This window comes from uncultured Selenomonas sp. (assembly GCA_905372355.1).
Lineage (GTDB): Bacteria > Bacillota > Negativicutes > Selenomonadales > Selenomonadaceae > Selenomonas.
This window is the reverse complement of sequence record CAJPOT010000005.1, coordinates 92078-110720: the sequence shown is the minus strand read 5'-3', so window position 1 is coordinate 110720 and position 18643 is coordinate 92078. Positions and strand designations below refer to the sequence as shown.

Sequence of the window (18643 nt, the reverse complement as noted above, 5' to 3'; positions counted from 1 at the left end):
ACTTTCATGCAAGATCTCGACACTTTTTTCCCATTCGTTGAAAAGCATCCACCTTCCTGTTACACTAGAAAAAGAATAGAGCAAGGCACACATAAAAAGGGGATGTTATTTATGAAAAACTGGTTCAAAGCTTTTGCAGTCATGGCTTCCTGCACCATCATGCTCGGCACGGCAGGCGTCGCTTCGGCGGACGAATACGAGTATGAAGGGTACGATGAGAACGGCAACTACGTCTACGCCGTAGCGGACGAAGAGGGCAACGTCGCTGCCGTAGCCGTGGATGCGGACGGCAACTACTCCGTCAGCGCCGAGGGTGCAGACGGCAGCACCTACGACGAGGATGGCTACTACTATTAAGCAAGAAACATGAAAAGCCCGGGATGTGCATGTTCTCTATGCACATCCCGGGCTTTTTCATGCCACGAACCCCGTCACACCAAACGTCGACAGAGACGACCGCCCAAAACAAGAACGAGACGCCACCGCAAACCGCAGTGGCATCTCGCTATTTATCCCGCCAAAACTCAGCAGGTATGGCACTTCTCGAAGAGACCCTTCTCCTTGAGGAGCTTGACCATCGTCTCGCCGATGTGGGCGACCGTATCGGCAACGGGAATGCCCGCAGCATTCAGAGCCGCGACCTTGTCAGCCGCCGTGCCCTTGCCGCCCGAGATGATCGCGCCGGCATGACCCATGCGCTTGCCCGGAGGCGCCTGACGACCTGCGATAAAGGCGGAAACCGGCTTATCCTTCATGTTCGCCTGAATCCACTTCGCAGCGTCCTCTTCCGCCGTGCCGCCGATTTCGCCGATCATCAGAACGGCCAACGTTTCGGGATCATCCTTGAAGAGCTGCAGAGCGTCGATGAAGTCCGTGCCCTTGACGGGGTCGCCGCCAATGCCGACCGTCGTCGTCTGACCGATGCCCGCATTCGTGAGCTGGAAAGCAGCCTCGTACGTCAAGGTACCGGAGCGCGAGATGACGCCGACATGACCGGGCTTGCTGACCGTAGCCGGCGTGATGCCGAGCTTCGACTGCTTGGATGTCAGAAGACCCGGGCAGTTCGGGCCGACAAGACGCGTCTTCCTGCCTTCCATGTAACGGCGCACCTTCACCATGTCGAGGACAGGGATATGCTCCGTGATGCAGACGACGAGATCGAGACCGGCATCAACCGCTTCCATGATGCTGTCCGCCGCAAAACGAGGTGGAACATAAACGACCGAAGCCGTCGCGCCCGTAGCCTTCACAGCATCCGCAACCGTATTGAACACGGGAACGCCCTCGACCTTCTGACCCGCCTTGCCCGGCGTTACGCCTGCGACAATCTTCGTGCCATAGTCGAGCATCTGCTTCGTGTGGAACGTCGCCGCTTTGCCCGTGATGCCCTGCACGATGACCTTTGTATCTTTATCAATCAAAACTGACATGTGTTTGACCTCCCTTTCGATTTAAGCCTTCGCCTCAGCAACGAGTTTGACAATCTGCTCGGCGCCGCCCTCCATCGTAGGTGCGGGGAAGACGTTGGCAATCGGCGTGTTCTTCAGGATCTCGCGGCCTTCTTCGACCTTCGTGCCCTCAAGACGGACAACGACAGGAACCGGGAGGGATTTGCCGTCCTTGGAGATGATCTTCGCAGCCTCGATGATGCCGTTCGCGATGTTGTCGCAGCGATTGATACCGCCGAAGATGTTGACAAAGATGCCCTTCGCCTGGCCGCCTTCGAGCATGATGTTGAACGCCTTCGCGATCTTCTCAGGCTCGGAGTCGCCGCCGACATCGAGGAAGTTGGCGGGCTCGCCGCCGTAATGCTTGATGATATCGACCGTAGCCATGGCAAGACCTGCGCCGTTGACCATGCACGCGACATCACCGCCGAGGTTGACGTAGTTGAGGCCGGCAGCCGCAGCTTCGCGCTCCTTCGGATCCTCTTCCGTCTCATCGCGCAGTTCGACGATGTCGGGATGGCGGAACAATGCGCTGTCGTCAAAGTTCAGCTTCGCATCGAGGCAGATCACATCATCCTCGGCCGTGACGACGAGCGGATTGATTTCAACCTGCGAGCAGTCCTTGCCAATGAACGCATTGTAAAGCTTCTCCATCAGAGCCGCCGCCTTGCGAATCGCAGGAGCCGGGATGTTGATGGCATACGCCATGCGCGTCGCCTGGAACGGAGCAAGTCCGATGACAGGATCGATATACTCCTTGATGATCTTTTCCGGAGTCTCGGCAGCGACCTTCTCGATCTCGACGCCACCCTCTTCAGAACCCATCATGACGATCCTCGCCGTGGCACGATCAACGACAAAGCTCAGATAGTATTCCTTTTTGATGTTCGAGCCTTCTTCAATCAGGAGGCGACCGACCTTCTTGCCCTCAGGACCCGTCTGATGCGTGACGAGAACCTTGCCAAGCAGCTCCTTCGCGTAGCCTTCGACCTCTTCAACGGACTTGGCGATCTTGACGCCGCCCGCCTTGCCGCGGCCACCCGCGTGGATCTGCGCCTTGACGACCGTGACAGCGGCGCCGAGCTTCTTCGCGTTCTCGACCGCCTCTTCCACGCTGAACGCCGGCAGGCCGTTCGGCACATTGACGCCGAATTCCCGCAGGACTTGCTTGGACTGGTACTCATGAATATTCATAACCATGCCTCCCTGTTGATGGTTCTCGGGACGAGGATATTACTTCCTCTGATTTCATCCCATAAACAACTATATTGTATAATTTTTTTGCTCATTTGTCTAGTGATTTCTTAGAAATATTATCATAGGCAGAACTTATCATATCCTGGATTTATCGAAAAATTCTCGCGCTACGAACCCATTCTCTCAACGTACCAGCGACACGCCCCGACACTTTATGGCACATCCATTCCCAACGGCAGGATGCGGCTCAAACCACACCCTGCTTCAAAAGATCGGTCAGATGGATCATGCCGACCGGCGCCCCCTTCTCGTCGATGACGGGCAGCACCGTCACGGGGCGCGGCTCGTGCTTCTCCATGACGGAGAGCGCCGCCGTCGCCAGTTCATCGGCATGGATCGTCAGCGGCTCAGTAAACATGATCTCGTGCACAGGCTCATCGAGGAAAGCATAGTCCTTTGCGAGTGCGCGGCGAATGATGCCGTCGGTCAGAAGCCCGATGAACTTGCCCGCTGCATCCGTGACAGAGACAGCGCCCAAGCCTTTCTCCGTCATGACAAAGAGCGCATCCTTCGCCGTCTTCTCCCCCGAGACGACAGGGTTTTCCTCGCCCGTGTGCATGACGTCCTGCACCTTGAGGAGAAGCCGTCTGCCGAGTGCGCCACCCGGATGGAAGAGCGCGAAATCCTGCTTCTTGAAATTCCGCACGGACATCACAGCGACGGCGATGGCATCGCCCATGGCGAGCGTCGCCGTCGTACTCGTCGTCGGCGCAAGTCCCAAGGGGCAAGCCTCTGGCTCATGCCCGATGTCGATGACGTAGTCCGAGTACTCGGCGAGCTGCGAAGCACGGTTGCCTGTCATGGCGATGATGGTCGCACCGATGCGATGGATGACGGGCAGGATCTTCACGACCTCCTGCACCTCGCCGCTGTTGGAAATCGCCAGAACTACATCCTTGTCCGTCACCATGCCGAGATCGCCGTGAAACGCCTCCGCTGGATGCATGAAGAACGAAGGCGTTCCCGTGCTCGCAAGCGTCGCGGCAATCTTGCGTCCGATATGCCCGGATTTTCCCATGCCCGTGACGACGATGCGAGCCGTGCAGTCCAGCACGCACTCAACCGCACGGCAGAACTCCTCATCCACATTCTCCGTCAGCTTCTTCACTGCCGCTGCTTCCAGCGCCAGCGTTTCCTTTGCCTTTTCCCGTATCACATCTCGCTTCATTCGCCGCTCTCCTTTTCCATTCGACTGTAAATCAACTAAGAAATCTACCTCCCTATTATACACCGCGCGAGAAATTCTGTGTAGAGCGCGAAAAAAGTTGCCGAATCTTTCGGGCGATTCGGCAACTTTCGGCTTGCTGTTCGTCTTTAGCATTCCACGACTCGTCCTCGTCTGCCGCACAGACAGAAAATTTCTTCACTCATGCCGCAGCACCGTCGTGCGCAGGAAGAGGAACAAGAAGAGCGCAGCGGCGGCAATACCGACGGGATATGTAACATCTGTCGAAAGGCCGAAACCTTCCTTCGCCTGCAGGATGTACGTCACCGTGACAGCCGACATGAAGGTCGCAGGAATCATGCCGATGATGTAGTAGATTTTGCCGCGGAACGTACGATAGAGGTAGACAGATCCCGTCCACAGGACAATCATAGCGAGCGTCTGGTTCGTCCATGAAAAGTAGCGCCAGATGATCGAGAAGTCCATCTGTGTAAGAGCAGCACCGACACCAAGGATCGGCACGGCAAGCGCAAGACGTCTGCTCGTCGACTTCTGCTCAAGGCCGAACCAGTCGGCGATTGTCAAACGTGCCGAGCGGAACGCCGTATCGCCCGAAGTGATCGGGCAGGCCACGACGCCGAGCAACGCGAGAGCCGCCCCGACGGGACCGAGGAAGCCGACGCAGATATCGTAGACGACGCCACCGGGACCTGCCGAGGCAAGCACGGCGCCGAGGCCGCCCGTGCTCTCGTAGAAGGTCACGCCTGCCGCCGCCCAGACGAGAGCGATGAAGCCCTCAGAAACCATCGCGCCGTAAAAAACGGGACGCGCGAGACGCTCATCCTTCAGGCAGCGCGCCATCATGGGCGACTGCGTGGCGTGGAACCCCGAAATGGCGCCGCAGGCGACCGTGATGAACATCAGCGGCCAGATCGGCATATCCTTCGGATGGAGGTTCGCCAAGACCATCTCCGGCATGACGTGACCGCCGACGCCCGCAAGCATCGCCCCCATGATGCCGAACGCCATGACGATGAGACAGACGCCGAAAAGCGGATAGAAACGCGCGATCAACGTATCGATCGGCAAAAGTGTAGCAAGGAAGTAATAAATCAAGATGATGATGAGCCAAATCTTGATCGCGCCGATAGAACCGAGCGACAACAGCTTGCCGTCGATGAGCATAGCAGGCCCCGTCGCAAAAACCGTGCCGACGAGGACGAGAAGCACGACCGAGAAGATGCGCATGATGAAGAGCATCGTCTTGCCCATGTGATTGCCGACGACCTCCGAGATGCTCTTGCCGTCTTCACGCAGAGAAATCATGCCCGACATATAGTCGTGCACGCCGCCCGCGAAAATCGTGCCGAGAACGATCCAGAAGTAGACGCACGGCCCCCAAAGCGCCCCCTGCAAAGCGCCGAAAATCGGTCCGAGACCAGCGATATTCAAAAGCTGGATCATGAAGACCTTCCACGTCGGCAGAGGAATGTAATCCACACCGTCATCGTGCACCAACGCAGGCGTCGGCTTGTCCGTAGGCGAGAAAATCACGTCGACAACCCTGCCGTAGATGACGTAGCCCAGAATCAAAGCGAGCAATGCCACCAAAAATGTAACCATCGCAAATCACTCTCCTTCTGTCCGTCAGTCTATAGACTGTCGTGCCGCCCCTCCTCTCCTTCATATAGGCAATATTCGGACTATTGTTGAAATACATTTACGGATTCAATGTAAACCTTTTTCGCCAAGTTGTCAATAGTGCTTTTCCAACGAAAAAGAGGAGCCTTATCTCGCGCAGCTTCTCTCGCAGAAGAATCGAACGAAAAGCGATGTCATCCGCACCTCGGGACTCGAAGCCACATACGCCTACCATATCTTTTCCGGCGACAAGAATCCCTCGCGCGCAAAAATTCTGGCGCTCGCCCTCGCGCTCGGACTCGACCTCAAGGAAACGAGCCGTCTGCTGCACGCGGCTCATCTGCCGCAGCTCTACGCCAAGAAGAGCTGGGACAGCGTCCTCATCTTCGCGCTCACGCACAAGAAGAGCGTCATGGAAACAAATCTGCTGCTCGACAAGCTTGGCGAAAGCCCCTTGCTCGGGTAGGAGCGCTTCGTATCGCTAAAGTTTATCGTCAAATTATATTCAAGTGCCACTTTTTTTGAAAAATGTGATATAATATTAAAAGATTCCAGATTCCGTCTTTGTAAAGTAGTAGATGAAGTCAACTAAATTAGGAGGCGCATTTCTTGACGAAAAATGCGCGCGCCTCCCCGAAAAGGAGCTGTACAACATGAACAAAACAAAGGAAACCCCGCAAAAGGGCGGCTACGGCATCGGACTGCAAGTCAATGTTGTCATCTTCCTCGGCGTCACGCTGATGATCGCCATTCTCATGAGCTTCATCGGCTATCGCTCGTACAACACCATGATTGAAGACGGCATACGGGAAAAGTACAACGAGGTCGGCATGAAGACGGCCGCCATCGAGACGCGCTACACTGCCGTCTATCAATCGGGGCAGGATCTGAGATCGCGCGTCCAACAGATTCTGTCTCTGCCGCCCGAGCAGCGCAATCGCGACGATCTGATCGCCGCCCTGCGCTCGACCGTCGCTTCCAATGACGACATCGTCGGTTCGGGCATCTGCTTCGAGCCAAACGCCTTCGACGGCAAAGATGCCGCATTCGTGAACTCCCCCGCTTCCGACGCCACGGGGCGCGCCATCCCTTATGCGGGCAAGGAAGGCTCCGACATCGTGATCACGCCGCTCGCCGGCTATGAGACGGACGAGTGGTATCAATCCCCGCGCAAGACGCAGAAAATCACGCTGACCGATCCCTACTGGTACGATGTCACGCCGACCCAGCGCACCTACATGCTGACCATCGCCTTCCCTCTCATCGAGGACGGTCGTTTCGTCGGCGCCGTCACGGTGGATTTCGACGCCGCTCCTTTCCAGAGCGACATGGCGGCGATCAGCACGCCGAACAATTTCTTCGCCGTCTTTACCCCGCAGGGAACGCTGCTTGCCCACGGGCTGAAAGATGACGCGGTCTCCAAGAACGTCTATGAAATGCTGGGCGTAAGCGAAAGCGAAGGACAGAAATTCTTCGGCCAGGAGCTCTTCTCCATGGAGCGCACCTCCGAATCCACGGGGCTTCCTACCACCTATATCTTCAACCCCATCAAGCTCAAGGGCATCGAACAGCCTTGGGGGGCGCTCGTCGCCGTCTCCAACGAGATGTTCACGCATGAGGCAAAGGCACTCGTCCTCATATCGCTGCTGATTGCAGTAGCTTGCGGTGCAGGTCTCATCGCGCTCATGAGCTTCTTCATCCACAAGCGCGTCTCCGCACCTCTAAAGGATATGGCGGGCATGATCGAGCGCTTTGCAGGACTCGATCTGCAGAAAGAGAAAAATATGCACCTTGCGAAATACCTGGAGCGCGGCGATGAAATCGGCATCATCACACGCGCCTGCGGCAAGATGGCGAGCAGCCTGCGCGACATCGTCGGAAAGATCAATGGCAATTCCCAGTCCGTCGCTGCTACGAGCGAGGAACTGACCGCCACGACGCAGAGCACGGCCAACAGCGCGCGCAACGTGACGACGGCCATCCACAACATTGCCGACGGTGCATCGAAACAGGCACAGGACACGCAGGAGGCCTCCGATCACTTGGACGAAATCCAGACCCTGCTCGACGGCAATCAGGAAATCCTCGAAAAAATCAATGAAGGAACCGCTGCCGTGCGCCAGCGCAAGGATGAAGGCATCGCCATCCTCGCCGATGTCATGAAGAAATCGGCAGAAACCTCCCGAGCGACCGAAGAAGTGGCTCGCGTCGTCATCGAGACGAACAAGAGCGCGGAAAAGATCGAAGTGGCCAGCCAGATGATCCAGTCGATTTCCGAGCAGACGAACCTTCTCGCCCTGAATGCCGCCATCGAAGCAGCACGGGCCGGAGAGGCAGGACGCGGCTTCACCGTCGTCGCGGACGAGATCCGCAAGCTCGCGGAGCAGAGCCGCAGCTTCACCGACGAAATCAGCGCCATCATCGGCGGACTCAAAGAGAAATCTCAAGAGGCGGTCGACACGATGGAAGTGTCCCGGCATCTCGTCGACGAAACGCGCACGAGTCTCGATGAAACGCAGGAAAAATTCCGCCGCATCGACGAAGCCGTCGAAGAGACGGAGCAGGTCGTCAAGAGGATGAACGACTCGACGCGGAATATCGTGGACAAAAGCCACTCCGTTTCCCAAGTGATCGAGAGCCTCTCGGCGCTCGCACAGGAAAACGCCGCGACGAGTGAGGAGGGCAACAGCGCCGTGGAGACGCAGACGCAGTCCCTGCAGAATATCGCCGATGCAAGCGAAGGGCTCGCCGAAATCGCCACAAGTCTGCAAGGCGAAGTCGCCAAGATCCAAGTGTAGGACGCATCCTTAACGGCAAAAGCGAAGAATCCCCCGAGAAGATTTCTCGGGGGATTCTTCATGCAACAGCACTCTGCCGCGCTTCACGCATCGTACGGTAATGAAGAACTCATGCAAGTCACTTCACTTTTCGACGACCTCTTACTCGTAGCGAAGCGCGTCGATCGGGTCGAGCTTCGCGGCCTTTCTTGCCGGATAGATACCGAAGAAGAGGCCGATGCCGACGGCGAACGAGAAGGACATGAGGATCGGCATCGCCGTGATGACGGTCTTGAATTCGCCAAGGTGGGAGATGGCAACGGAGATGGCGCAGCCGAGGCAGATGCCGAGGATGCCGCCAACGACGCCCATGACGACAGACTCAATGAGGAACTGCAGCATGATGTTGCCGAAGGTCGCGCCGAGCGCCTTCCGTATGCCGATCTCGCGCGTGCGCTCCGTGACCGAGACCATCATGATGTTCATGATGCCGATGCCGCCGACGAGGAGCGAGATGCCCGCGATACTGCCAAGGAGGATCGTCAGCATCGTCGTCTGCTGCGTCACCGTCTCGACGAGGCTCGTGAGGTTGTTGACGGTGAAGTCATTCTCCTTGCCATTCAGGATGTGGTGACGCTGGCGCAGCAGCGTTTCGACCTCGCTCTGTACCTGGACGATCTTCGAGGCCTCGCTGACCTGCAGGTTGATCATCTGGATGTGCGTGATGCCGAGAAGGCGCTCCTGCTCCGTCATCAGCGGCACGATGACCACATCGTCCTGATCCTGGCCCATGGAGGACTGTCCCTTGCTCGCGAGAACGCCGATGATCTTGAACGGCTGATTGTGGATGCGAATGTTCCTGCCGATGGGGTTCTCGCTGCCGAAGAGATTCCTAGCGACGGTCGGGCCGATGACGGCGACGCGCTGGCGCTTGTCGTTGTCCGTCTGCGAGATGAAGGTGCCGACGGTCAGCGTGAGCGAGCGGATCGCCATATACTCGGGCGTCACGCCCATGACAACGGTATTCCAGTTTTGATTGCCGTAGACAATCTGATAGGAGCGCTGCACGATGGGCGAAACGTGGTCGATGTTCTTGATCTTCTTTTTGATCGCGACGGCGTCGTCGTACTTCAGCGACTCGCGCGATCCTGCCGCGCCGCGAATGCCGCCTGAGTTCGCCGCGCCGGGCGTGACGATGAGCATGTTGCTACCGAGGCTCGCCATCGAGTCCTCGACGTTGCTCTTGACGCCCATGCCGATGGAGACCATCGCAATGACGGCGGCGACACCGATGATGATGCCGAGCATGGTGAGGACGGAGCGCATTTTGTTCGCAAAGAGTTCATGCAGGGCGATGGTGATGCTTTCCCAAATCAACAAGCGACTTCCCTCCTATACGACATCCATCTTGACGCCCCTGCCCTCGTCGCGCGTGATGAGGCCGTCGCGCACGAGAAGCTGACGGCTCGCGCAGGCGGCGATGTCCGGCTCGTGCGTGACGAGGATGATCGTGCGCCCGGCGGCATGAAGCTTCTCGAAGAGCTCCATGATCTCATGCGTCGACTTCGTGTCGAGATTGCCCGTCGGCTCATCTGCCATGACGATGTGCGGATCGTTGACGAGGGCGCGCGCGATGGCGACGCGCTGGCGCTGACCGCCCGAAAGCTCGTTGGGCTGATGGTCGGCACGGTCGGCAAGCCCGACGGCTTCCAAGAGGTGCATGGCGCGCTCGCGCCGCTCGCCTCTTCCGACGCCCGCATAGATGAGCGGCAGGGCGACGTTTTCAGCTGCGCTGCTCTTCGAGAGCAGGTTGAAGTTCTGAAATACGAAGCCAATCTTCTTATTGCGCGTGAGCGCGAGCGCGTCGTCCGAGAGGTGCGCGACCTCCTCGCCGTCGAGCTTGTACGATCCTTCCGTCGGGCGGTCGAGGCAGCCGAGGATGTTCATGAGCGTCGACTTGCCCGAGCCGGACGGCCCCATGAGGGCGGCGAACTCGCCCTTTCGTATCGTAAGATCAACGCCCGCGAGCGCGGCGACGATTTGATCGCCCATCGGATAGAGTTTCTTGATGCCCCGAAGCTCGATCGTCGCCTTTTCCTGCGCCGCTCGCTCTTCCTTCGCCTTTTGCTCCATGATCGTTCCTTTCCGCACTTACATCGGCGGGTGGCCGCCGCCGCCCATCATCATGACCTGCGGCTGCGTCGCCGTGTAGGAAATCGACACGGTTTCGCCCTCGATGAGACCGTCGAGGATTTCCACATAGTCATCGCTGTAGATGCCTGTCTTGACAGGGCGGTTCTCCTTCGTGCCGTCGGGCATCTCGACGACGACGTATGTTCCCGAGGCGTCCGTCTTCAATGCGGCGATGGGAACGGCGAGTGCGCTGGGTTTCGTCGCCGTCTCGATTTCAAGACGTGCCGTCATGGCCGGCAGCAGCAGGTTCTCGGGATCGTCGACATCGAGCGTCACATAGTAGTAGATGACACTCGCAGTAGAAGTCGTCGTCGTGCTCGACGAGGACACGGTCTGCCATGTATTCGCGGTGTCCGTCTGGCTGATCTTCGCGACGCGCGCCGTGAAGGTCTTGCCCGAATAGGCATCGACCGTGAACGTCGCCTGCTGGCCGACCTTGATATTGCCGATGTCCGTCTCGTCGACCTTCGCCATGATTTGCTTCTTCGAGAGGTCGGCGATGCGCATGATGACGGTCGGATAGTCCGTTCCCGCCGTCGCCATCGTACCCGCCGTCTTGGGCTTGCCGACGACGATGCCGCTGATCGGCGCCTGGATGATCGTCTCAGCGAGATCGGACTCCGTCTCTTCCAAGACGCTCTTGGCAGCATCGTAGTTGTACTGCGCGTCCTCGAACGTCGTCTGCGGATTCGCGCCGATGCTGTAGAGGTATGCCTCGCGGTCGTACTTCGCCTTGGCGTTCGTGACCTTGAACTGCGCCTGATCGCGCTTCGTCGCGAGCGACTTGGCGTCGAGTGTCGCGACCGTCTCGCCTGCCGTCACGATGTCGTTTTCCTTGACGAGCACATTCTTGATGCGCGCCGTGATCTTCGAGCTGACCTCGACGGAATCGACAGGAATGATCGTGCCCGTCGCCGACACGGTGGACTTCATCTCCATGCGCACCACCGTCGCCGTCTCGCCCGCAGACTCTCGCATGGCCTTTTCTGCCTGCTGCGCCTCATAGTAGCTGTAGCCGCCAAAAGCACAGCCAACGAGGACGAGCGCGGTCACTGCTATCTTCGCCTTCGTGCCGAAGGTGATATCCTTGCCGAAAATCTTCATGCCCGTCCTCCATTTCCGGCTGCCGCTGCCGCCGCATTCGCTGCACTGTCTGGATCAGCTGCATTCGTCGCATTTGCCGCGTTCGCTGTATTCATTGTATTCGAATCCTTCGCGCCTGACGCTCTTTCCTTCTGCACGGCGGACTGTTTCGCCGCCGCTGCCTCAGACGCGGGGAAAGGAATGACCGTCCTGTCCTGACGCTCCTTCATCGCCTTCTCGTTCTCTTCATAGGCGTGCACCGCATCCCTGCGGCTGATCTCAGCTCTCGCCAGCGGCACGGCGTCCATGGCGTCCGCCGCACGCTGCTCACTCTCCGTGAGGCTCTGCCCCATGGCGTTTTCCACCTGCGCCTTGCCGCGCGCAAAGTCGTACTGTGCGCTGATGTGGTTCATCTCCGCCTTCGAGAGCGCAAGCTGCGCGTCGATGATGTCGAGCATGATGCCTTCACCCGCGCGGTACTTCTCGCGTGCGATGAAGTAGTCCTCCTTCGCCTTGTCTACGGCGTCCTGCGTCGAGTTCAGACGGTTTTCCGCCTCCTTCATCGAAAAGTACGCCGCGCGGATGTCGTAGTCCACATCGTTCCTGTCCTTTTCCAGCTGCAGCCGCGCGGCATCGAGCGCCGCTTCCGCCGCCTCGATGCGCGCCTTCTTTCTGCCGCCGTCGAAGATGTTCCAATTCATATTGATGCCTGCCGTCACGCCGCGACTGCTGTCCGACGCAGGCTCGAAGTCCTTGTTCGCCGACGCGCTCAGCGAGAAGTCGATCTGCGGCGTATAGCCGGCCTTGACCACCTCGATGTCAAGCTCCTTGCGCACGACATCGTAATTGTCGATCCAAATCTCCTTGCGATTTTCAGCGCCGAAGGCGAGACAGTCGGAAAGCGCAGGGGCGAACGGGCTGTATACGGCATCATCGGTGAGGCGAAGCGGCTCATCCCTGTCCATGTTCACAAGATTCCTAAGCTTCGCCAGACTGATCTCATAGTCGTTCTCCGACTTGATGAGCGTCTGGCGTGCATCGGAAAGCTCCACGGAGGCACGCAGCACGTCCATGCGCGCCTTGCTGCCCGCCGAGAAAAGCTGTTCGACGTTCGTCAAATGCGCCTGATAATTGTCGACGGACGCCTTGTTCACACCGACGGTCTTCTTCGCCTGCAGCGCGTTGTAATACGACTCGATGACGGAAAGACGCAGCTTCTCCTCGGCGCGTGCCGTTTTGAGGCGCGCCGTCAAGATGGCGATCTTAGCGCTGTCGATACCGCCGCTCGCCTTGCCGCCATCCCAGATATTGATACCGCTCTTGACGGACGCATTAAGCCCCGACGACGTCGCGTTGCCGCGATCATTCCAATTTCTGCCGACGGAATAACCGCCCGCAGCGCTGACGGAGAATCCCTTCTCGCTCTTCGCCTCGCCGAGCGAAGCAAGCGCCGACTCCTCCGCCTGCTTCGTGATCTTCAGATCCGCATTCTGCGAAAGCGCAAGCTCGACCGCGCCCGCAAGCGAAAGGTCAGCCGCCGCTCCCACGGATGACACGCTGTAAAGGAAAGCTCCCGCCAATAAAAGCGACCAAGGCTTCCTGCACCATTTCTTCATCGTCTCTCTCCTCCCCGAGGGGTATACTTCCACTTTATGTTATTTATTATACTGCCCGTCCCCCCGCGTAACAATAAGAAATCGCTGAGCTTTAAAGGGATTTAACGATTTCCCGCGAAAGGTGTAACTGTAAAAGCACGACACTTCTCGTGTATCGCAATCTTTTCAGGATTCGTTACGAGATGAACGAATCGATGTACACAAAAAAGGCATCATGCTCTCGATGCCTTTTCTACCATCGTATTCTATGACGCCAACCCTCATGCCAGCGCCTTGATCTGTTCGCGCGCAAGAGCAACATCCCTGCAGCGCTGCTCATAGACCTGTCGATCAAATTCCACGAGTGTCACAAAGCAGTCCGCATATTCCGCCGTATCAATGTCATTCACCTTGCTTGCCTTCGGATAATCCACCTCTGCCACGTCCTCAAGCATGCAGCCAATCGCATCCTGCGCCATCCACATTGCCTGTTCCAGCGTTTTCCCTTCCGTGAAGCAACCGTCGATATCGGGCACCGTCACCGTATAGCCGCCCTCCTGCGCCGTTTCAAACACAGCAGGATAATAATGCTTCATGGCTCATATCCTCCCTTCGATTCGCACAGCCTTTCTAGCAAACCTGCTTGCTTCAATATCTTATGTTCTAAGCCCTTGCCCAATGTTCCTGTATGGACGGGTACAATCGTCATTTTCCCTGTCGCAGAATTTTTCATCTTCTGATGCGAGCCGGAGTTTGATGATACCGCTGCAAAGCCATTCTTTTCAAGCAGCCGTATCATCTGTTTTGCCGTCATCGGCACTCGTACCGCCTCCTTGACATACATTATACCATGACACGAAAGGAAGTCCATCCATGCCCGAGCAAAACTTCGCCCGTGCGCTGCAGATCCTGCAGCAGACCTTCGGCTACAAGAGCTTCCGCCCTGCGCAGGAGACGGTCGTCAAGAGCCTGCTCGAAGGCCGCGAAACCGTCGCCATCATGCCCACGGGCGCGGGAAAGTCCATCTGCTTCCAAGTGCCTGCCCTGCTCTTTTCGGGCATCACGCTCGTCATCTCGCCTTTAATCTCGCTGATGAAAGATCAGGTCGACGCACTCGCAGAGGCCGGCGCACCTGCGACATTCATTAACAGCTCGCTCGGGCAGGCGGAGGCTCGCGAAAGGCTTCGCGCCATCGCACAAGGCGCGTACAAGATCGTCTACGTCGCGCCCGAGCGGCTCGAAACCGACTTCTTCCAATCCCTGCTGCAAGAGCAGACCGTTTCCTTCGTCGCCATCGACGAGGCGCACTGCCTGTCGCAGTGGGGGCACGACTTCCGCCCGAGCTATCGCGCCATCGCACCCTTCATCGAACGTCTGCCGAAGCGTCCCTTGATCGGCGCCTTCACGGCGACGGCGACGCCGCGCGTCAAGGACGACATCATCTCGCTTCTCGCGCTTCACCGTCCCGCCGTGCACGTCGCAGGCTTCGACCGGCCGAACCTCTTCTTCGGCGTCCTCACAGGCGTCGACCGCAAGGACTTCATCACGAACTACCTGCGCACGCATCGCGAAGAAGCCGGCATCATCTACTGTGCGACGCGCAAGGAGACGGACGCCCTGAGCCGCTTCCTGCAGCAAAAAAAATTCGTCGTCAGTCCCTACCATGCTGGACTCAGCGACGAAGAGCGCTCGAAGGCGCAGGACGACTTTCTCTACGACAACGTGCAGGCGATCGTCGCGACGAATGCCTTCGGCATGGGCATCGACAAGTCGAACGTGCGCTTCGTCATCCACTACAACATGCCGAAAAACATCGAGTCGTACTATCAGGAGGCGGGACGCGCGGGACGCGACGGCGAGCCGGGCGAATGCATCCTGCTCTTCTCGCCGCAGGACGTCATGACGCAAAAGTACCTGATCGACATCTCGACCGAGGATGCCGCGCGTAAGGCGCACGAACTCGGCTGCCTGCAGAAGATGTCCGACTACTGCCACACGCCCGAATGCCTGCGTGCCTTCATCCTGCGCTACTTCGGCGAGGAAAGCCCCGCCGCCTCGTGCGAGCGCTGCAGCAGCTGCAAGGGCGACTTCGAGCGGCGCGACGTGACGCTTGATGCGCAGAAAATCTTTTCGTGCGTCTACCGCATGAGAGGACGCTACGGCATGACGCTGACAGCGCAGGTGCTCAAAGGCTCCGCCGAGCAGCGCGTGCGCACGCTGCACCTCGACGAACTGTCGACCTACGGCATCATGCAGGAGCAGACGCTCGCCGAGATCAAGCGCTCGATCCAGCGCTTCATCGCCACGGGGTATCTCTCGCTCACGGAGAGCGAATATCCCGTGCTGCAGCTCGCAGAGCCCGCCTACGCCGTGCTGCGCGGCAAGGAGCAGGTATTCCAGAACTTCCCCCGAAAGCAGAAGGAAAAGCCCGTCGACATCTCGCTCTTCGACTACCTAAGGGCGCTCAGAAAAGAACTCGCCGCCCGCGACCGCGTGCCGCCCTACGTCATCTTCTCCGACGCGACGCTGCGCGACATGTGCCAAGTGCTGCCCGAAACGCTCGACGACTTCCTGCACGTCAAGGGCGTCGGCGAAAGAAAGTGCCAGCGCTACGGCGAAGCTTTCCTCGCGTGCATCAAAGAGCATCGCACTTAAGCGAAAAGGCGGCGCAAGAGCTTTTGCTGCTGCCCTTACGCCGCCTTTATAGGCACGCGCCGATGAATTTTTTCTCACGCCACCTTGCGGAACACATGCAGCCCAATGAGGAGCTGCACGAAGAGCAGCACGGCCAATAGTGCGAACGATGCCAAAAGACTCGTGCTGTGTGCGATGAAACCGATGGCGGCAGGCCCCATGAGCACACCGAGGTAACCGCACGTCGACACCGCCGCGACCGCCGCATTGATCGTCATATCCTGTTGCTTTCCCATCAATGAGAAGAAAATCGGCACGATGTTCGCGCAGCCGAAACCGATCGCGAAGAAGCCGGGGAAGATGAGCCACGCGGAGGACGAAACGATCACGAGCAAGAAACCCGCGATGGCGATGACCGAACCGAAGAATACGACGCGGCGCGCACCCAGGCGATTGACAATCGCATCACCCAAGAGCCGCATGAGAAGCATCGCCGCAGAAAAGACAGCGAAGCCCGTGCCCGCAAGAGACATGTCCATCGTGCGCACCTCCGTGAGAAACACGCCCGACCAGTCCATGACAGCGCCCTCGACGAGGAAGGATATACCGGCGACCGCCGCGACAAAAGCGACGATGCCGTGCGGCACGGCGAGTGCCCTGCCCTCAGGCGCACTCCTGCCCGCGAGCAAAAATCGCGCGAAGGCGAGCACCATGAGCACGATGATGCCCGCCGAACACGCCGTCGCGCCCAAGGGCGTGAATCCGAGCGCCATCCAAACGCCGAAAATTCCCGCCCCCATGAAGCCGCCCACGCTCCAAAGCGCGTGCATGCCGCTCATCACGCGCCTCTTCAAAAGCTGCTCGACGCGCACGGCATGGATATTGATCGTGACATCGATAATTCCCATGGAAGAGCCGAACAAAAGGAGCGTCGGCACAGCAAGAACGATATTGTCCACCCTGGCAAGAGCCATAAGAAGCGCCGCAAAGACGAGCGAATCGACAGCGATCACGCGGCGGCAGCCGAAATGCCCAGCCAATACTCCTGCAAAAGGCATCGTCACCAGCGAGCCAACGCCGATGCAGAGAAGCAAGAGTCCAAGCACATCCTCAGCGACGCCGAGCCGCGCCTTCAAAAGCGGCACGAGAGGCGCCCAAGATGCCACGCCGAAGCCGCCGACAAAGAAAAAAGCCTGATTGGCGCGATGCAGCAAACTGCGCGAGCGATCAACAGGCAACCCGTTGTTTTGCATATTCAACCCCCTTGTTTTAGGGAGACTAACATATTCCCGATGGCTTGTCAACCGATAAACGGCGGCCTAAACGAAGTCTTGCTGCAACTTCACGCACGATTGCACACGAGAAAAAGCAAAGTATATGCAGATCCATCAAAAAGGAGGTTCATCCCATGAGAAAAATCCACGCACTCTCCCTCGCAGCCGTCCTCCTGCTCGCTCCCATTGCGCCTGTCTCAGACAACTTGCCCCTTGCATCCGTTGTCCATGCGGCAGCGCAGCAGGATACAATCAAAGAGTACACGCGCCCGGCAAAAACTTCCGGCGACAAAGACGAAGAACGCTCCGTCGAGGCTCCCGTGCCGTGGCTCCTCGTCGAAGACCATCGCATCGAAGCCTACGACGCCAACGGTAAGTGCGTGACCTACAGCAGTCACCCCCTGCTGCGCATCAAAGGCAGTGCACGCGCCCCGCTCGCACGCGGTCTCGACGCTTGGAACAGGCAGGAAGCGCAAGATGCGAAGCGTGGTTTCGATTTCGCCTACGAATACAAGAAAGAGGATCGTGATAACGGCGTTCTCAAAGAGACCGCCTACTTCGACTACTCCGTCATCACGAAGTGGGGACGCGTCGATGAGAACATGATCAGCTTCTGCAGCTTCGCTATCACCTACGCGGGCGGCATACACCCGATGCACGGCAAAGGCGGCACGAGCTTCGATACAAGAACGGGAAAAGAAGTACCCCTAGCCGCCATCGTCACGAATCGCGAAGCATTGCTCCAAGCCCTTGCTGCCGCCTTCCATGCTCAATACCCAGGACGTGAGGAAGAACTGTTCGCCTTCGACATCCGCGAGCAACTCGAACGGATTCACCCCGCAGAAAAAGGCCTCGACACCTTCTCTTGGTACATGGGCACGCGCGGCGAACTCGTCTTCCTCTACCCGCCCTACGCCCTCGCTCCCTACGCCTCCGGCGACTTCACGCTAACGATCGAACGCGCGGACGCTCCGCAGCTTTTCACCGACGCGTATTCTATAGATTGATAAAAGGAGATCTTTCTCATGAAAGCAAAAGCACTCGCTCGCTTCCTGCTCCTCGTCGCCCTGCTGCTCCCTACACACCTCTCTTCGGCAACCGCTTTGCCCGAAGAAGCACTCTCTCTGGGCGGCCTCAAGATCGGCAGCTCCCGCGCCTACGTGGAAAGCATCTACGGCACACCCGACCGCCTGGAAAGCAGCATGTATACGAATATCGGACCCAACCATTCCGACGTAAAAGTTCTCTATTACTATTACGGCAACTCATTCAAAATCCTCATCCGCACGGACAGAGACAGCGTCATGGATATCAACACTACCGCCAACAACGGCATCGAAACACCGCAAGGCCTGCACGTCGGCAGCACCACAGCCAACATCGAGCGCGCCTTCGGCTGGCTGCCCGAGGGACTTGAAGGCAACAGCGGCGAACCCGACTATGCCTATAGCTATGAGGGCGCCGGCTCCACCCTCATCTTCTACACCCACGGAGACGGCACAATCTACGAGGTCCGTCTGATGGAGGATCCGTTCTAGTGCAGTGCAAAAATAAAAAACAGGTGCGGTCTGTATGG

General features: G+C 58.1%; 17 protein-coding genes. 5 read left to right on the top strand and 12 right to left on the bottom strand.

Features of this window, described 5'->3' with window-relative positions:
- Positions 1-111: 111 nt before the first annotated feature.
- On the top strand, positions 112-357 hold the full coding sequence (locus QZ177_RS04655) for a hypothetical protein (RefSeq protein WP_265071125.1): 246 nt from the start codon (positions 112-114) through the stop codon (positions 355-357).
- 167 nt (positions 358-524) lie between these two features.
- Here the strand turns inward: QZ177_RS04655 and sucD are convergent, their stop codons facing one another.
- The 5 genes from sucD to QZ177_RS04630 form a co-directional block, all read right to left on the bottom strand.
- The gene (sucD, locus tag QZ177_RS04650; protein ID WP_009645156.1) at positions 525-1430 is read right to left on the bottom strand and encodes a succinate--CoA ligase subunit alpha; all 906 of its coding nucleotides are present in this window, start codon (positions 1428-1430) and stop codon (positions 525-527) included.
- A 21-nt stretch (positions 1431-1451) separates the two neighbouring features.
- A complete protein-coding gene (sucC, locus tag QZ177_RS04645; protein ID WP_009645122.1) occupies positions 1452-2642 on the bottom strand; it encodes an ADP-forming succinate--CoA ligase subunit beta in 1191 nt (396 codons plus the stop codon).
- Positions 2643-2892: 250 nt separating this feature from the next.
- Entirely contained in the window at positions 2893-3873 is a 981-nt protein-coding gene (locus tag QZ177_RS04640) for a KpsF/GutQ family sugar-phosphate isomerase (protein WP_294175675.1), read from the bottom strand.
- A gap of 195 nt (positions 3874-4068) precedes the next feature.
- On the bottom strand, positions 4069-5493 hold the full coding sequence (locus QZ177_RS04635) for a carbon starvation CstA family protein (protein ID WP_294175674.1): 1425 nt from the start codon (positions 5491-5493) through the stop codon (positions 4069-4071).
- 97 nt (positions 5494-5590) lie between these two features.
- The gene (locus tag QZ177_RS04630) at positions 5591-5911 is read right to left on the bottom strand and encodes a hypothetical protein (RefSeq protein ID WP_294175673.1); all 321 of its coding nucleotides are present in this window, start codon (positions 5909-5911) and stop codon (positions 5591-5593) included.
- 253 nt (positions 5912-6164) lie between these two features.
- Here QZ177_RS04630 and QZ177_RS04625 point away from each other — a divergent pair, with 253 nt between their 5' ends.
- Complete coding sequence (locus QZ177_RS04625) at positions 6165-8309, top strand: methyl-accepting chemotaxis protein (RefSeq protein WP_294175672.1); 2145 nt, start codon at positions 6165-6167, stop codon at positions 8307-8309.
- Between the two features lie 141 nt (positions 8310-8450).
- Here the strand turns inward: QZ177_RS04625 and QZ177_RS04620 are convergent, their stop codons facing one another.
- The 6 genes from QZ177_RS04620 to QZ177_RS04595 form a co-directional block, all read right to left on the bottom strand.
- Positions 8451-9614 carry an ABC transporter permease gene (locus tag QZ177_RS04620; protein WP_294175745.1) on the bottom strand — a complete coding sequence of 388 codons (1164 nt, stop codon included), beginning with the start codon at positions 9612-9614 and terminating at the stop codon, positions 8451-8453.
- Between the two features lie 66 nt (positions 9615-9680).
- Complete coding sequence (locus tag QZ177_RS04615) at positions 9681-10421, bottom strand: ABC transporter ATP-binding protein (RefSeq protein ID WP_009645082.1); 741 nt, start codon at positions 10419-10421, stop codon at positions 9681-9683.
- A gap of 18 nt (positions 10422-10439) precedes the next feature.
- Positions 10440-11585, bottom strand: coding sequence for an efflux RND transporter periplasmic adaptor subunit (locus QZ177_RS04610; RefSeq protein ID WP_294175671.1), 1146 nt, complete (start codon positions 11583-11585; stop codon positions 10440-10442).
- Entirely contained in the window at positions 11582-13180 is a 1599-nt protein-coding gene (locus QZ177_RS04605) for a TolC family protein (protein ID WP_294175670.1), read from the bottom strand. Before QZ177_RS04605 ends, QZ177_RS04610 begins: the two co-directional genes overlap by 4 nt.
- Before the next feature lie 260 nt (positions 13181-13440).
- Entirely contained in the window at positions 13441-13755 is a 315-nt protein-coding gene (locus QZ177_RS04600) for a type II toxin-antitoxin system HicB family antitoxin (protein ID WP_294175669.1), read from the bottom strand.
- The gene (locus tag QZ177_RS04595; protein ID WP_294175742.1) at positions 13752-13973 is read right to left on the bottom strand and encodes a type II toxin-antitoxin system HicA family toxin; all 222 of its coding nucleotides are present in this window, start codon (positions 13971-13973) and stop codon (positions 13752-13754) included. Before QZ177_RS04595 ends, QZ177_RS04600 begins: the two co-directional genes overlap by 4 nt.
- A 59-nt stretch (positions 13974-14032) precedes the next feature.
- Here QZ177_RS04595 and recQ point away from each other — a divergent pair, with 59 nt between their 5' ends.
- Positions 14033-15814, top strand: a complete 1782-nt coding sequence (recQ, locus tag QZ177_RS04590; protein ID WP_294175668.1) for a DNA helicase RecQ — start codon at positions 14033-14035, stop codon at positions 15812-15814.
- Between the two features lie 74 nt (positions 15815-15888).
- Here the strand turns inward: recQ and QZ177_RS04585 are convergent, their stop codons facing one another.
- Positions 15889-17046, bottom strand: coding sequence for an MFS transporter (locus QZ177_RS04585; RefSeq protein ID WP_294175667.1), 1158 nt, complete (start codon positions 17044-17046; stop codon positions 15889-15891).
- 155 nt (positions 17047-17201) lie between these two features.
- Between QZ177_RS04585 and QZ177_RS04580 the strand changes: the two genes are divergently transcribed.
- Together QZ177_RS04580 and QZ177_RS04575 are read left to right on the top strand one after the other, a co-directional pair.
- The gene (locus QZ177_RS04580; protein WP_294175666.1) at positions 17202-18074 is read left to right on the top strand and encodes an RsiV family protein; all 873 of its coding nucleotides are present in this window, start codon (positions 17202-17204) and stop codon (positions 18072-18074) included.
- Between the two features lie 18 nt (positions 18075-18092).
- The gene (locus QZ177_RS04575; RefSeq protein ID WP_294175665.1) at positions 18093-18605 is read left to right on the top strand and encodes a hypothetical protein; all 513 of its coding nucleotides are present in this window, start codon (positions 18093-18095) and stop codon (positions 18603-18605) included.
- Positions 18606-18643: the final 38 nt, after the last annotated feature.